The organism is Curtobacterium sp. MCJR17_020 (genome assembly GCF_003234365.2).
GTDB lineage: Bacteria > Actinomycetota > Actinomycetes > Actinomycetales > Microbacteriaceae > Curtobacterium.
The window spans coordinates 1,602,400-1,618,139 of sequence record NZ_CP126260.1 but is presented as its reverse complement, the minus strand read 5'-3'; the positions used below and the strand labels follow the sequence as shown (position 1 = coordinate 1,618,139).

13 protein-coding genes are annotated in these 15,740 nt (G+C 70.5%); all 13 read right to left on the bottom strand.

From position 1 onward, the window contains the following. Positions 1-14 precede the first annotated feature (14 nt). The 13 genes from DEJ14_RS07685 to DEJ14_RS07625 all read right to left on the bottom strand — a co-directional run bounded on the left by DEJ14_RS07685 (position 15) and on the right by DEJ14_RS07625 (position 15,736). Positions 15-311, bottom strand: a complete 297-nt coding sequence (locus DEJ14_RS07685) for a YggT family protein (RefSeq protein WP_111085780.1) — start codon at positions 309-311, stop codon at positions 15-17. A 71-nt stretch (positions 312-382) separates the two neighbouring features. After that, positions 383-961, bottom strand: coding sequence for a cell division protein SepF (locus DEJ14_RS07680; RefSeq protein WP_111085781.1), 579 nt, complete (start codon positions 959-961; stop codon positions 383-385). Positions 962-1,004: 43 nt separating this feature from the next. Then, positions 1,005-1,751, bottom strand: coding sequence for a YggS family pyridoxal phosphate-dependent enzyme (locus DEJ14_RS07675; protein ID WP_111085782.1), 747 nt, complete (start codon positions 1,749-1,751; stop codon positions 1,005-1,007). Positions 1,752-1,759: 8 nt separating this feature from the next. Beyond that, positions 1,760-2,920 (bottom strand): cell division protein FtsZ, encoded by a 1,161-nt coding sequence (gene ftsZ / locus DEJ14_RS07670; RefSeq protein ID WP_111085783.1) that lies wholly within the window; start codon positions 2,918-2,920, stop codon positions 1,760-1,762. Positions 2,921-3,065: 145 nt separating this feature from the next. Beyond that, positions 3,066-4,355 carry a cell division protein FtsQ/DivIB gene (locus tag DEJ14_RS07665; protein ID WP_111085784.1) on the bottom strand — a complete coding sequence of 430 codons (1,290 nt, stop codon included), beginning with the start codon at positions 4,353-4,355 and terminating at the stop codon, positions 3,066-3,068. After that, a complete protein-coding gene (murC, locus tag DEJ14_RS07660; protein ID WP_111085785.1) occupies positions 4,352-5,755 on the bottom strand; it encodes a UDP-N-acetylmuramate--L-alanine ligase in 1,404 nt (467 codons plus the stop codon). Before murC ends, DEJ14_RS07665 begins: the two co-directional genes overlap by 4 nt. Further along, a complete protein-coding gene (murG, locus tag DEJ14_RS07655; protein ID WP_111085786.1) occupies positions 5,752-6,879 on the bottom strand; it encodes an undecaprenyldiphospho-muramoylpentapeptide beta-N-acetylglucosaminyltransferase in 1,128 nt (375 codons plus the stop codon). Before murG ends, murC begins: the two co-directional genes overlap by 4 nt. Then, positions 6,876-8,135 (bottom strand): putative lipid II flippase FtsW, encoded by a 1,260-nt coding sequence (ftsW, locus tag DEJ14_RS07650; RefSeq protein ID WP_111085787.1) that lies wholly within the window; start codon positions 8,133-8,135, stop codon positions 6,876-6,878. The genes murG and ftsW overlap by 4 nt, the downstream gene beginning before the upstream one ends. Next, on the bottom strand, positions 8,104-9,630 hold the full coding sequence (gene murD / locus DEJ14_RS07645) for a UDP-N-acetylmuramoyl-L-alanine--D-glutamate ligase (protein ID WP_111085788.1): 1,527 nt from the start codon (positions 9,628-9,630) through the stop codon (positions 8,104-8,106). Before murD ends, ftsW begins: the two co-directional genes overlap by 32 nt. Next, positions 9,620-10,723: a phospho-N-acetylmuramoyl-pentapeptide-transferase gene (gene mraY / locus DEJ14_RS07640; protein ID WP_111085789.1), complete on the bottom strand. Its 1,104-nt coding sequence runs from the start codon at positions 10,721-10,723 to the stop codon at positions 9,620-9,622. The genes murD and mraY overlap by 11 nt, the downstream gene beginning before the upstream one ends. Beyond that, on the bottom strand, positions 10,720-12,285 hold the full coding sequence (locus DEJ14_RS07635) for a UDP-N-acetylmuramoyl-tripeptide--D-alanyl-D-alanine ligase (protein ID WP_111085790.1): 1,566 nt from the start codon (positions 12,283-12,285) through the stop codon (positions 10,720-10,722). Before DEJ14_RS07635 ends, mraY begins: the two co-directional genes overlap by 4 nt. Beyond that, the gene (locus DEJ14_RS07630; protein ID WP_111085791.1) at positions 12,282-13,952 is read right to left on the bottom strand and encodes a Mur ligase family protein; all 1,671 of its coding nucleotides are present in this window, start codon (positions 13,950-13,952) and stop codon (positions 12,282-12,284) included. Before DEJ14_RS07630 ends, DEJ14_RS07635 begins: the two co-directional genes overlap by 4 nt. 14 nt (positions 13,953-13,966) lie before the next feature. Continuing rightward, on the bottom strand, positions 13,967-15,736 hold the full coding sequence (locus tag DEJ14_RS07625; protein ID WP_111085792.1) for a peptidoglycan D,D-transpeptidase FtsI family protein: 1,770 nt from the start codon (positions 15,734-15,736) through the stop codon (positions 13,967-13,969). Between the last annotated feature and the right edge of the window lie 4 nt (positions 15,737-15,740).

The following is a 15,740-nucleotide window of genomic DNA, read 5'->3' as shown; positions in this document are numbered from 1 at the left end:
GGGCCTGGATCGGGTCAGACCGCGACGGCGATGCCGTTGACGACGACCCGGGCGATGATCACGACGAGCATGACGATCGTCCAGCCGAAGTCGAGTGCCACCGGCCCCATGCGGAGCGGCGGCAGGACCCGCCGAACCGCGCGGATCGGCGGATCGGTGATCGTGTAGACGAACTCGGAGACCACGAGCAGGCCCCCGCGCGGCCGCCAGGACCGGTTGAAGTTCTGCACGAGGTCGAGCGCGAACCGCCCCCACATGACGAAGAAGTACAGCAGGAGGGCGAGGGAGATGATCCCTAGGATCACGGACACGATGGGGCTCGCTCGTCTCGGGCGAGTGCCGTCATGCGACGACGCTCACGGGCGGGTGGCCGGGGGACGGCTCAGGACTGGGCGAAGAAGTTCGCCTCGATGTCGGACTCTACCTCAGCCGGCTCACCGCTCACTGCGACGTGTGCGGGCGACAGCAGGAAGACCTTGTTCGTGACGCGCTCGATCTTGCCGTACAGGCCGAGCGACAGGCCGGAGGCGAAGTCGATCATGCGTCGGGCGTCGTTCTCGGTCATCTGCGAGAGGTTGATGATGACGGGGATCCCGTCGCGGAAGCTCTCGGCGATGGACTGGGCGTCCTTGTACTCGCGCGGGTGGACGGTGAGGATCTCGTTCATTTCCTGGACCGGGGTCGCCTTCTGTGCGGTCGTGTGCGAGCGGCGGAGCGGAGTGACCTGGGCGCCGCGCTGGTGGGTGTGCGTCTTCGCCGGAGCAGCGGCCGGGGCGGCTGCCGGAGCTGCGGCGGCCGCGGGAGCGTCCACCGGGGCGGGGGCCTCCTGCGGGGCTGCAGCCGGAGTGGCAGGGGCCTGCTGGCGCGCGGGCGCGGCCTGCTGCGGCTGCTCGTCCTCGTAGTCGAGTTCCTCGTCGGCGAGGCCGAGGTAGACCATCGTCTTCTTCAGCGGGTTGGCCATGGTTCCTCCGGAAGTTGGTGCACGTGGATGCCCTGCAACGAGGCTAGGGTGCCGCCGGCCGATTTCCCGTGATTGCGGTGCCGATCCGCAGGTGTGTCGCGCCCTCGAGCACGGCGTCGGCGTAGTCGCCGCTCATGCCGGCCGAGATGTCGGTGGCGCCGGGTTCGAGCGCCACGACCCGGTCCGAGATCGCCCGCAGTCGCGCGAACGCCGCACGGGGTTCCTCGTCCAGCGGCGCGACGGCCATGACCCCGCGAAGCCGGATGGTGCCGGTCTCGAGCACGCGTGCGGCCATCGCCTCGACGTCGTCCGGTTGCACACCGCCGCGGCCGGGGTCGTCGGTCAGGTTGACCTGCACGAACCCGTCGATGACCGGCGGCTCCGGCTCGGCCTCGGTCGGTGCGAAGGCGTCCACCACCGACGTGCGGTCGAGGGACTGCACGACGTGCGCGTACCGACGGACCTGCCGGGCCTTCTTCGACTGCAGCTGCCCGATGAAGTGCCAGGTCAGGTCGAGGTCGGCGAGTTCCGCGGCCTTGGCCTGTGCCTCTTGGTGGCGGTTCTCCCCCGCGTCGGTGACGCCGAGTGACGCCAGCGCACGGACGAGGGACGCCGGGTGGTACTTCGTGACGACGATCAGCGTGAGGTCGTCGGCCGAACGCCCTGCGGCGCGCGCCGCGTCGGCGATGCCACTCCGGACGGACGCGACACGCGCCTCCAGTCCGTCGTCACGAGGCGACGATCCGTCATCAGGTGACGAGGCGAACTGGAGGCGCGTGTCGGCTACCAACGGGAGGGTTACTTCAGGAAGTCGGGGACGTCGAGCTCGTCGTCGTCGTCGAACGCCGGGTCGGCGGCGCGCTGCACCGGCGGCTGGTGTTCCTGCGAGGCCCACGAGGGGCTCGACGTGCTGGAGTCCTCGATCGCGCCGGTCGACGCGGCGACGGGGGCCGTCGCGCTCGACTCGGGGTCGACGTAGCTCGAGCGACGCTCCTTCTGCTGCTGCGCCGGCTCGCCGCCGTCGAAGCCCGCGGCGATGACGGTCACGCGGACCTCGTCGCCGAGGGTGTCGTCGATGACCGCTCCGAAGATGATGTTCGCCTCGGGGTGCACGGCTTCCTGCACCAGACGGGCGGCGTCGTTGATCTCGAAGATGCCGAGGTTCGAGCCACCCTGGATCGAGAGCAGCACGCCGTGCGCACCGTCGATCGAGGCCTCGAGCAGCGGCGACGCCACGGCGAGCTCCGCGGCCTTGATGGCGCGGTCGGCACCCCGCGAGGAACCGATGCCCATGAGCGCGGAACCCGCACCCTGCATGACGGACTTCACGTCGGCGAAGTCGAGGTTGATGAGGCCCGGGGTGGTGATGAGGTCGGTGATGCCCTGCACGCCGGCGAGGAGCACCTGGTCGGCGGTGGCGAAGGCCTCGACCATCGAGATGCCGCGGTCGCTGATCTCCAGCAGGCGGTCGTTCGGCACGACGATGAGCGTGTCGACCTCGTCCTTGAGCCCGGCGACGCCGTTCTCGGCCTGCGACTGACGACGCTTGCCCTCGAAGCTGAACGGCTTCGTGACGACGCCGATGGTGAGCGCGCCGATGGACTTGGCGATGCGGGCGACGACGGGCGCACCACCCGTGCCGGTCCCACCGCCTTCACCGGCGGTGACGAAGACCATGTCGGCACCGGCGAGGGCCTCTTCGATCTCCTCGGCGTGGTCCTCGGCGGCACGACGGCCGACCTCGGGGTCCGCGCCGGCGCCGAGGCCGCGGGTGATCTCGCGGCCGACGTCGAGCTTGACGTCGGCGTCGCTGAGCAGCAGCGCCTGCGCGTCGGTGTTGATCGCGATGAACTCGACGCCACGGAGGCCGAGTTCGATCATCCGGTTGACGGCGTTGACGCCGCCGCCGCCGACACCGACGACCTTGATGACGGCGAGGTAGTTGTGGTTCGTGGTCACGTCAGTCAGGCCTCCGGTTGAACCCTCAACCTCTACTTGAAGTTCAGGGGCAATGCTGGTAGATGTGGTGCTGGCTTCGACGCTACGGGTGGGTTCCGCGCACTGTCGCCCCGCCACGCCGCGTGTCGCCGATCAGGTCGGCAATTCAGTCCTTCGCGCGGATCACGCCGTTGTCCGGTGCGGACACGTCGTACTCGACCACGACACCCGGGTTCCGCGCCGCGTGGTCCTTCACCAGGGCGGCGAGCAGCGCGGCCTTCGCCTCGGAGTCGTCGGGGCTCCCCCACACGACGGTCGAGCCGTCCTTGAGCGTCAGGGTCACGTCGTCGGCAGTGGACCCGGCGACCCGCGTGACCTGCGACCGGACGGTCGACGGCAGCGCCAGCACGACCTCGGTCATCGTGCGGAAGCTCGAGGACCCGAGGCGCGCACGAGCGATGTCGGCGAGCGGCATGGTGGCCGGACGCTGCGGCGACGACTGCACGACGATGCCGGCCGGGTCGACGAGGTCGAACGAGCTGCCGGACTTCACGGCCACGACGGGGGTGCGCTCGGTCACCGTCACGACGAGGGTGTGCGGCGGGGCCTCTTCGGTCACGTAGCTCTCGATGAGCGGGAAGCCGGCGATGTCCTGCTTGATCTCGTCGAAGTCGAGCCGCGCGAGCGGGGTGCCGATCTGGTCGGACAGGGCCTGCCGCAACGCGGTCTCGTCGACGCGGTTGGTGCCCTTGACCTCGATCGTCTGCAGGGCCATCAGCGGCGAGAACACCGCCACCAGGATCGAGACGCCGAGCACGAGCACGATGCCGGCCGCGGTGATCCACGCGGCGCGACGGTGGCGGCTGCGCCGGGTGAACCGCCGCACCTCGGCCCGCTCGAGCAGGCGACGGCGACGCTTCGCGATGCGCGCCTCACGCGCGGTCTCCGCAGCGCGGACGCCGGCACCGATGGGTGCGTCGTCGTGCTGGAGCGGCCGGGAGGCACTGCCCGCGTCGAGCACGTCGGTGACGGTCGCGTCGTGGTCGCGTGCACTGCCCGCCGCGCCCCCGGACGGTCGTTGCGCCCCGTCTCCTCGGGGCGCGTTGCCCGCGTCGGGGCGCGGGTCACGGTGGTCCTCGTCCGGTGTGTACTCCCGCAGGCGGTCGGCGACGGCCCCGAGGCCGGCGCCGACGCGGCGGCCGGCCGCGCCCGCGAGGGTGCCGACGCGGTCGCGCGTCGAGTCGACGGCATCGGTGGTCGGGGTGGTGGAGGCCGGGGTCTCGACGACCGGAGTCTCGTCGTCGGGCGTGGGACGGGCCTCCCGGTCGTCAGGTGTGCGCCCACGGAACGGGAGCCGCGGCATCGAGGGGCCACGACGCTGCCGGGGCGCGTCGGCGCCCTCGACCGGGGCGTCCCTGCGGGCGTCCCCCTCGTCGAACCCCTCGGGTCGCCTCACCGGACCAACGCTCCCAGCACCTGCGGGATGATCCGGTACACGTCACCGCAGCTGAGCGTCATGATGATGTCGCCGTCGCGGGCGACCTCGGCGGCACGGGTGGCGGCCTCGTCCCAGTCCGGCAGGAACTCCACGCGGGACTGGTCGGCGAAGCGCTCCTGCACCAGGGCGCCGGTGACGCCGGGCTCCGGGTCCTCGCGCGCGCCGTAGACGTCGAGGACGACCGTGTGGTCGGCGAGCTCCTCGTAGACCCGCGCGAAGTCACCGGCCATCAGACGGGTGCGCGAGTACAGGTGGGGCTGGTGGATGGCGATGATGCGGCCGTCGCCGACGACGTTGCGGGCGGCCTTGAGCGCCGCGGCGACCTCGGTCGGGTGGTGCGCGTAGTCGTCGTAGACCGACACACCCCGCTCGACACCGTGCAGTTCGAAGCGGCGCTGGGTGCCGCCGAAGGCCTCGAGTCCGCGGATCGCGTCGGCGGCGCTCACGCCCAGGCCGGTCAGGACCGCGAAGGCACCGACGGCGTTGATCGCGTTGTGCCGGCCCGGCACGCGCAGCGTCAGGTGGTGTGCCTCGCCCGCCGCACGGAAGTCGACCTCGACGCCGGCGGACTCGGTGATGCCCTCGATGCGCACGTCGGCGTCGACGGCCTCGCCGAAGGTCACGACCTCGGGAGCGTCGGCACGCGCGCGGATGCCCGCCGTGACGGTCTTCGCGCCGGCGTCGTCGCTCGAGATCACGATGCGCTCGCTCGCCTTCGCGGCGAACTCGACGAACGCCTCGGTGAAGGCCTCCTCGCTGCCGTAGTGGTCGAGGTGGTCCGCGTCGACGTTCGTGATGAGGGCCACGGCGACGTCGTAGAGCAGGAACGAACCGTCGGACTCGTCGGCCTCGACCACGAACAGGTCGCTCGAGCCCGGCGCCGAGCTCGTGCCGAGCGACTGGATGACGCCGCCGTTGACGAAGCTCGGGTCGAGGCCGAGCTCGACCATCGCGGTGACGATCATGCCGGTCGAGGTGGTCTTGCCGTGCGCGCCGGCGACCGCGACGAGGCGGTGCTCGGCGATGAGGGCGGCGAGGGCCTGGGACCGGTGCAGCACCGGCAGGCCGCGGCGCTGCGCCTCGAGCAGTTCGGGGTTGTCCGGCCACAGCGCGCTCGTGACGACGATCGTGTCCGCGTCGCCGACGCTCGCGGCGTCGTGGCCGATGTGCACCGCGGCGCCGAGGTCGCGCATGATGCCCGTCGTCTCGGTCTCGCGGGAGTCGCTGCCCGTCACGCGGTGGCCAGCGGCGATGAACATCCGGGCGATGCCGCTCATGCCGGCGCCGCCGATGCCGACGAAGTGCACGGTGCCGAGGTCGTCCGGGATCGGCTGCGTCAGGTCCGGCTTGATGGTCATGGTTCCTCCGTGGTGCTGGCGGCGCCGTTGCCTCGTGCGGTTCCTCGTGCGGCACCTCGTGCGGCGTCCAGGACGAGGTCGGTCATCCGGTCCGCGCCGTCGCGGTGTCCGACGCTGCCCGCCCGGACCGTCATGTCCGCGATGCGGGCCCGGTCCTGCAGGATGGTCAGGAGTTGGAACGTCACCCAGTCGGGGTCGAATTCCCCGTCCGCCACGAGCACTGCTCCCCCGGCGTCGACGACGTCCTTCGCGTTGTGCCGCTGCTCGCCGTTGCCGACAGGGTACGGCACGAGCACGCTCGGCAGCCCGACCGCGGTAAGCTCGCAGACCATGCCGGCGCCGGAGCGGGACACGACGAAGTCGCTCGCCGCGTACGCCAGGTCCATCCGGTCGCAGTAGGCGAGCACGTGGTACCCGTCGAGGTCGCTCGGACCGATGTCGGACGCCGCCCCGACGACGTGCAGGACCTGCCAGCCGGCGCCCACGATGGTCGCCGCCGACTTGTTGATCGTGCGGTTGATGCTGCGGGCGCCCGAGGAACCACCTGTGACGAGGAGCACGGGGCGAGCCGGGTCGAGCCCGAACTCGGCGAGGGCCGCAGGCCGACTGGCACGGCGGTCGAGCGACTCGATCTCGCGCCGGAGCGGCATGCCGACGACCCGGCCGTGCCGCAGTCGGGTGTTCGAGAAGGTCAGGCCGACGTGCTCGGTGAGGAACGCGGCGAGGCGGTTCGCCAGCCCCGGCTTCGCGTTCTGCTCGTGCACGACGATCGGGGTGCCGGTGCGCCGGGCCGCGATGTACGCCGGTGCCGCCGCGTAGCCGCCGACGCCGAGGACGACCTCGACCTCGTGCTCGCGGATGATCTGCTCGGTGCGCTTGACGGCCGCGGCGAAGCGCCGCGGGAAGCGCAGGGCCGCGCCGTTCAGCTTCCGGGGGAACGGCAGGCGCGGGATCGTCAGGAGCTCGTACCCGCGCATCGGCACCAGGCGGGATTCCAGGCCTTCGGCGGTGCCCAGGACGAGCACCTCGGCATCCGGCTCGCGCTCGGTCAGCCGGTCGGCGACCGCGAGCAGGGGGTTGACGTGTCCGGCGGTGCCCCCGCCGGCGAAGAGGTACTTGCTCACCGGAGTCGTCCGTTCGTGGTGGTGCTGTCGAGGGGCGCGTTCGTGGTGCGCGGGTCGTTCTTGCCGGGCAGGTCGCGGGCGAACGACAGCACGACGCCGATCGCCACCAGGGTCATGATGAGCGCGGACCCGCCCGCCGAGATCAGCGGCAGTGGGACGCCGAGGACCGGCAGCAGGCCGAGGACCACGGCGATGTTCACGAGCGCCTGGCCGATGATCCACGCGAGGATGCCGCCCGTGACCGTCTTCACGAAGGGGTCGCGGGACTGCCGGATGATCTTGATCATGCCGACGGCGAGCACGACGAACAGTGCGAGGACGACGACGGCGCCGATCAGGCCGAGCTCTTCGCCGATGATCGCGAAGATGTAGTCGTTGTCCGCCTCGGGCAGCCACGACCACTTCGCCTTCGAGTTGCCGAGTCCGACGCCGAACACGCCACCGGACGCCAGCGCCCACATGCCGTGCACGGGCTGCCAGCACAGGTCGGCGTACTGGTTCGAGTCGGTGCAGCCGGACAGCCACGCGCTGATGCGTACCTGACGGGACGACGATGCCATCGTGACGAACGGCAGCATGACCGCCATCGCCGCCAGGCCGACGAGCAGGTGCCGGGCGCGGGCCCCGCCGACGTAGAGCGCACCGAGGACCAGGATGAGCATGATCATCGCGGTGCCCTGGTCGCCACCGAGGATCACGAGGCCGAGCGACAGGAGCGAAGCGATCCCGATCGGGATGAACACCTCTTTCCAGTCGTCGAGCTTGTCGCGCTTGACGTACATGATCGCGCCGATGCCGAGCACCAGGCCGAGCTTGACGACCTCGGACGGCTGCGCGGTGAACGAGCCGATGCCGATCCAGTTCCGGTTGCCCTGGACGTCGATGCCGAGCGGTGTGTACACGAGCAGCTGCAGGACGAGCGCAGCGCCGAGCAGTCGCATCGCCCACTTCCGCCACAGGCGCGTCGGCACACGACTCGCGATGAGCATGAGCGGGACGCCGAGGACGGCGTACAGACCCTGGCGGGACGCCGCACCGAAGAAGTCGTGCGTCGCGGCGTACTGCTCGACACTCGACGACGACAGCACCATCACGACGCCGAAGACGACCAGGAAGAGCGTGACGCCGAGGATCGTGTAGAAGGTGCTCGACTCGGCGACGAAGACGTTCTTGACGGCGACGAGTGCACCGTTCGTGCGACGCGGGTTGCCCGTCGCCGGCGTGCTACGACTGTTCGGAAGATCCGTCGTCGCCATCGGCGTTGCCTCCCAGGTGCTCGTGGACCGCCGCCGCGAAACGACGCCCCCGGTCGGCGTAGGAGCCGAACTGGTCGAACGACGCAGCCGCCGGGGCGAGGAGGACCGTGTCGCCCGGCCTCGCGACCGATGCGGCATGCCGGACCGCCTCGGGCATGACCTGATCAGTGTCCGTCGTCTCCACCTGGAGCACCGGCACCCCGGACGCGTGTCGCGCGAATGCCTCCAGGACGGGGGTCCGGTCGGTGCCGATCACGACGACGGCACGGACCTCGGGGCCGAAGCGCGCGACGAGCCCGTCGACGTCGACGCCCTTGAACAGACCGCCGACGATCCACACCACGGTGTCGAACGAGGCGAGCGAGGCGGTAGCGGCGTGCGGGTTCGTGGCCTTCGAGTCGTCGACCCACGCGATGCCGGCCGACTCCGCCACGAGCTCCGTGCGGTGGTGGTCGGCGCGGAAGGCCCGGACGGCGGAGCGGATCGCACTCGGCTGGACGGTGCCGGCTCGGGCGAGGGCCGCGGCGGCCAGGACGTTCATGGTCATGTGCGGGCTGGCGAGCCCGGCGACCTCGAGGTCGGCGACGGTCGACAGTTCGAGCGCGCTGTTCCGACGGTCCTCGGTGAAGGCGCGGTCGCACAGGACGTCCTCGACGATGCCGACGTCACCGGGCGCGGGCACGCCCGGCGTGAAGCCGACCGCACGGCAGCCCTCGACGACGTCGGCGTCCTGCACCATGTCGCGTGTGACGTCGTCGGCGGTGTTGTAGACGCACGCCATCACGGTGCGCTCGTAGACCTTGGCCTTCGCGGCGCGGTACGCCGCGGCGGAGCCGTGCCACTCGAGGTGATCGTCGGCGATGTTCAGGCAGGCGCTCGCGAGCGGCACGACCGCGCCGTCGCCCGAAGTAGCCATGTAGTGCAGCTGGTGGCTGGAGAGCTCGACCACGAGCACGTCGTAACCGTCCGGGTCGCGGACGACGTCGAGCACCGGCACGCCGATGTTGCCGCAGGCCACGGCACGCAGGCCGCCGGCCTCGTACATCGCGGTCGTGAGCTGCGTCGTGGTGGTCTTGCCGTTCGTGCCGGTGATCGTGATCCACGGGGCCGCGACCGGACCGCGCACGACCTTGTCGCGCACGCGCCAGGCGAGCTCGATGTCACCCCAGACGGTGCTGTTCTGGACGGACCACTCGACGGTCGCGTTGTGCGGCGGCAGGCCGGGCGACACGATGACGACGTCCGGTGCCTGCTCCTGCAGCGCGGTCGGCACGGTGTCGAGCGGCGTCTGCACGAAGCGCGCGCCGATGACGTCGAGCAGCTCGACGCTGTCCGACGGTGCGTCGGTCGAGTACACCGTCACTGCACTGCCGAGCTCGACCAGGGTGTCGGCGACCGAGAACCCGGTCGCGCCGAGCCCGAGGACGGCGACGTTCAGACCCTTCCACCCCTTGGAGTACCAGCTGTCGAGCGAGGCGAGACGGTCAGCCGACACGTGCGATCCATTCGAGGTAGAAGAGGCCGACCCCCGCGGCGACGAAGAGCCCCGCGATGATCCAGAACCGGACGACGACCGTCACCTCGGCCCACCCCTTCAGCTCGAAGTGGTGGTGCAGCGGACTCATCCGGAAGATCCGCTTGCCGTGGGTGATCTTGAAGTACGCCCGCTGCAGGATGACCGAGCCGGTGACGATGAAGAACAGGCCGCCGATCAGGATGAGCAGGAGCTCGGTGCGGCTGAGGATCGCGAGACCCGCCAGCGCCCCGCCGAGGCCGAGCGAACCGGTGTCGCCGAGGAAGATCTGCGCCGGCGAGGTGTTGTACCAGAGGAAGCCGATGAGTCCACCGCAGACCGCGGCCGCGACGACCGCCAGGTCGAGCGGGTTGCTCACGGTGTAGCAGGCGTGCTCCGTGTTCGCGTCGAGACGGGCACCACCGCAGATCTGGTTGGACTGCCAGAACCCGATGATGACGTACGAACCGATCGCCAGAATGCTCGAGCCGGTCGCGAGACCGTCGAGCCCGTCCGCGACGTTGACGCCGTTCGACGTCGACACCGTGAGCAGCACGATCCAGGCCAGGAACAGCACGGTGCCGATGACGGTGCCGAGCGCCATGAAGTCGAGCCACGGGATGTCCCGGATCGCCGAGATCATGGTCGACGCCGGGGGCTTGCCGTTCGACGTCGGCACCACCAGGGCGACCGTGGCGAAGATGACGCCGACGATGACCTGGCCGAGGACCTTGGCCCACCCGCCGAGCCCGAGGCTCCGCTGGCGCCGGACCTTGAGGAAGTCGTCGATGAACCCGACGAAGCCCAGCCCCACCATGAGGAACAGCACGAGCAGGCCGGACAGCGTGATCGAGTCACGTCCGACCAGGTGGCCGACGAAGTACCCGATCACGGCGCCGATGATGAGGACGATGCCGCCCATCGTCGCGGTGCCGCGCTTGGTGTGGTGCGACTGCGGACCGTCGTCACGGATGAACTGCCCCCACCCGAGACGGTGGAACAGCTTGATGAAGAACGGTGTGAGCAGCAACGTGAACACCAGCGACGTAGCGCCGGCGATGAGGAGCGCGATCATTCGGTGACACCTCCGAGGCGGTCGCCGAGGAATCGCAGTTCGGCCGACTTCGAGGACTTGACCAGGACCACGTCGCCGGGGCGGAGCATGTCCTGGAGTGACCGGACGGCGTCGTCGACGTCCTCGATGAACACCGACTCGCCGTCCCACGATCCCTCGAGGGTGGCGGCCTGGTGGATGGGCATCGCGCCGCGGCCGACGACCACGAGCTGACCGATGCCGAGACGGACGACGAGCCGACCGATGCGGTCGTGCTCCTCGGTCGAGAACTCGCCGAGCTCGGCCATCTCGCCGAGCACGGCGACGGTCCGCTCCCCCGGGCGCACGATCTGCGCCAGGGTCCGCAGCGCCGCTGCGGTCGAGTCCGGCGACGCGTTGTAGGCGTCGTTGATCACGGTGACGCCCTCGGGGCCGCCCTGCAGCAGCTCCATGCGCCAGCGCTCGGCGCGCGTCATCGACGCGAGCGCCGCGGCGCCGTCGGCGAGCGGGACGCCCCAGCGGTGGGCGACCGTCAGGGCGGCGGCCGCGTTCATCGCGTGGTGCTCACCCAGGATCGCGAGGCGCACGTCCACGTGATCCGGGCCTCTCCCCGCCGGCACGGCCGTCTCGCCGCTGGCGCGTCGATCCGGAACCGGCGGCGTGGGCCCACGTCGGCCTCCGTCTGCAGACGGGTCGCCTGCGGGGACGGGAGGCGCGGTGAGGGTGAAGCGGGTGCCGCTGCGGTCCGTCTCGATGTCGGTGATGCGGTAGTCGGCATCCGCCGACGTGCCGAAGCCGACCACCTGGGCGGCCGTCAGGTCGCGCATCGACGCGACCCGGTCGTCGTCGACGTTGAGCAGCGCGGTCGCGGAGGCGGGCAGGTCGGTGACCATCTCGGACTTCGCGCGCTGCGTCGCCTCGATGCCACCGAACTCGCCGGCGTGCGCCAGCCCCACCTTGAGCACGACACCGACGTCCGGCTCGGCGATGCGGACGAGCGCCGCGATGTGGCCGACGCCGCTCGCCCCCATCTCGACGACCAGGAACCGGGTGTCGTACGTGACCCGGAGCATCGAGATCGGTGCCCCGACGTGGTTGTTGAAGGACCCCTGGGGCGCGACGGTCTCGCCGTGCTGCTCGAGGATCGTCCGGAGCATGTTCTTCGTGCTCGTCTTGCCGTTCGAGCCGGTGATGCCGACGACCTTCAGCGGTGCCGGACGCCCCTCGGCGTCGACGCGGTCGGCGGATGCCATCCTGACCCGGGTGACGACCTCGTGCGCGAGCGCGGCGAGTGCTGCGTAGCCGTCCGCGACGACGATCTGCGGCGCGGTGGTCTCGACGCGCTCGGGCGTGATGACCAGCGCGGCACCGGCTTCCGTCGCGGTGGGCACGAAGTGGCGCCCGTCCGTGACCTCGCCGGGCAGGGCGAAGAAGACACTGCCGGGGCGGACCAGGCGTGAGTCGGTCTCGACCGAGCCCTCCACCACCAGGTCGCCGGGCTCGGCGACGTCGGTCGCCTGGGCACCACCGATCAGCTCGCCGCCGACCGCGGTGGCGATCTCGGCGAGGGTGAGCGCGATCATCGGAGGTCCTCGGCCGGACCGGAGTTCGGCTCCCAACCGGCTTCGCGCAGGGCCTGACGGGCCTCGTCGCGTGCCGAGTAGGGGGTGCGGACACCGGCGATGTCGCGGTAGTCCTGGTGGCCGGGGCCGGCCCAGAGGATCGAGTCGCCGTCGCCGAGCAGACCGACGGCCAGGCGGATGGCGGCCTCGGGCGGGCTCACCTCGTGCAGCTCGTGGTCCGGGAACGCCTCGCGCGCGGCGTCCACCAGGGTCTTCCGGATCGACGCGGCGTCCTCGAAGCGGGGGTGGTGGTCGGTGACGACGAGGATGTCGCTGCCGGCCGCTGCGACGCGGGCCATGTCGCCGCGCTTCGTGGTGTCGCGGTCGCCGTCGGCGCCGAACAGCATGAGGACCTTGCCGGACGTGAACTGGCGGACGGCCGCGAGGGTGTTCTCGAACGCGTCGGCGCTGTGACCGAAGTCGACGTAGACGCTCGGGCCGTGCTCGCCCGAGACACGCTCGGTCCGGCCGGGCAGGTAGCACTCGATGGCGGAGACGCGGCGCACGTCGCCGTCGCGGTCGCGGTCGCTTCGGGCCTCGTGCTCGTCGCGGTCGTCCTCGTCGGGGTACCGACGGTGGTTGCTGTCGAGCGCGTGCGCGATGGCACCGAGCTCGAAACCGCCCTCGACGAGCATCACGATCGCCAGTGCGGCGTTCGCGGCCATGTGCCAGCCGATCAGGGGCACACGGGTGGTGAGCTCGCGGCCCTCGGGACCGGTCAGGCGGAACTCGGTGTACGCGGCGTGCGCCTCGACGATGTCGACGTGCCACTCGGCCTCGACGTCCGGGTGCACCGTGATCGTCGTGACCGGGATGCGGGAGTCCTGCACCACACGGTGGCCCCAGTCGGTGTCCAGCGAGACGACGCCGCGACGGGCGTGCTCGGGCTGGAACAGCGGGAGCTTCGCCTGGTAGTACTCCTCCATGTCGGCGTAGTCGTCGAGGTGGTCGTGCGACAGGTTCGTGAAGGCCGCGACGTCGAAGACGATGCCGTCGACCCGGTGGCGGCTGAGGGCCTGCGCGCTCACCTCGACGGCGACCGCGCGCACCTCGCTCTCGCGCATCCGGGCGAGGAGCGCGTGCATCTCGCTGGCCTCGGGCGTGGTGAGGCGGCTCGTCACGCTGAGCGTGCCGATGTGGCGCTCGGCGGTCGAGCTCAGGCCGGTGACCAGGCCGAGCTGCTTGAGGATCCCCTCGAGGATGTACGACGTGCTCGTCTTGCCGTTCGTGCCGGTGACGGCGAACAGCTGCGGCAGGTCGGTGGCCTCGTCCGGATGGGTGCGGTACACCCAGGCGGACACGTCGCCCAGGGCAGCACGGGGGTCGTCCACGACGAGGACCGGCAGGCCGGCCGCTCGTGCGCTCTCCACGCCCGCGTCGTCGGTCAGGACGGCGACGGCACCGCGCTCGGCGGCCTCGGTGGAGAACTCCGCGCCGTGACGGTTCGCACCGTGCACGCCGACGAAGACGTCACCCGGCTGCACCTCGGCGGCGCTCAGCGTGACACCGGTCGTCTCGACGGCGTCGACGGAGCCGACGACGCGGAGGCCGAACGCGTTCGCGAGTTCGGCGACCGCCCTCGGGGTCGGGTGTTCGGGCCGGAGGACCGGGGGGATCCGTGCGGACAAGTGTTCCTTCTTCCTCACCACGTGGACGGGTAGAGCTTCGCCTCGGACGCTGAGGGGGCTACTCGGTACTTCTCGAGCACCTGGGACATGAGTGTGCGGAACGCCGGAGCCGCTCCGCTCGACCACTTGTTGGTCTGCGGCTTCGTGAACGTCACCGTGACAACATACTGGGGGTCTTCGGCGGGTGCCATTCCGGCCACCGAGGTGATGCGCTGACCGCCGTAGCCCTTCGAGCCTTCTGCCACCTCGGCGGTACCGGTCTTCGCAGCGATGTTGTAGCCCGAGATCGGCTTCATGCCCACGAGCGTGCCGCCCGTGACCACGCTCTGGAGCATGTCGGTGACCTGGGTCGCGGCGGCGGCGGACACGACGCGCTGCTTCTGCACGTCGGGCGCGTCGATGGTCTTGCCGTCCGAGGTGGTGCAGCCCTTGACGAAGTGCAGCGGGATCCGGACACCGTCGTTCGCGATGGTCTGGAACACGCTGGCGACCTGGACCGCGGTCGTCGAGATGCCCTGGCCGAACATCGAGTTGATGTTCGTCTGCTGGTCCCAGTTCGGGCTCGAGCCGTAGTCCATCGACGGCTGGCCCGGGTAGTCGATCGCCGACTCCGGCTCGAACAGTCCGAACTTCTGCATGTAGTCGTACCGCTGCTGCGCGGTGAGACGCGACCCGAGCTCGGTGATGCCGACGTTCGACGAGTTCTGCAGGATGCCGGTCAGCGTCAGGTTCTCGGTCTCGTGGAACTCGGAGTCGTGGATCGTGCCACCCCAGGGGAACGTGCGCGAGTACGGCACGACCGCCTGGTCGGTGGGACTCGACTTGCCCTGGTCGATCAGGGCCGCGGCGATGGCGGCCTTGATCGTCGATCCGGGCTCGTAGCTCGACGTGAGCGCTCGAGAACCGTAAGCTCCCTTGTCGGTGGTGGCGTCCACGTCGTTCGGGTCGACGGTCGGGTAGTCGGCGACCGCGAGCAGCTCACCCGTCTTGACGTTCGTGACCGTGGCCGTCGCGGACTCGGCCTGCAGGGACTTCGCGGCGGACGCGATGGTCTGCAGCGCCATGTACTGCAGGTCGCTGTCGATCGTCGTGACGAGCGTGCCGCCGTCCTTCGCCTGCTTCTTCGTCACGGTGCTGCCCGGCAGCTGGACGCCGTCCTCACCGCGCTCGTACGTCTCCGAGCCGTTCGTGCCCGCGAGGCACTTGTTGTAGGCGTACTCCAGGCCGGCCTGTGCGCCGTCGGTGCCCATGAAGCCGGTGACGTTGCCCGTGGTCGCACCCGTCGGGTAGACCCGCGACGCCTGCTGCTCCTTGTAGATCCACGGGATGCCGAGGTCGGTGACGGCCTCGTAGTGCTTCACGTCGAGACCCTTCACCAGGTAGGCGAAGTCCGACTTCGGGTTCGCGGCGATGTTCTTCCGCATGGTCGCGACGTCGCCGCCCGAGGCCTTCGCCAGGGCGGTGAGCGCCGTCGACACGCTGATGTCCTTGACCCGGGTCCCGCCGAGCTTCCCCGTGAACTTCTTGACCAGGCGCGGGGCGGTGGTGATGTTGTACCGGGTGACGCTGTCGGCGAGTTCCGTCCCGTTGCGGTCGACGATCGACCCGCGGGTGCCGTAGATCGTCACCGGGATGCTGCGCTTCTGCGTCGACTGCTCGTTGAGGGCCGAGGCCTGCACGACCTGGATGTCGACGAGGCGGACCACGAAGACACCCACCAGGGCGATCACGGCGATCATCACGATGCTGTAGCGCAGTCGGCGGTTGCGGATCGTCTTCGTCACGCGG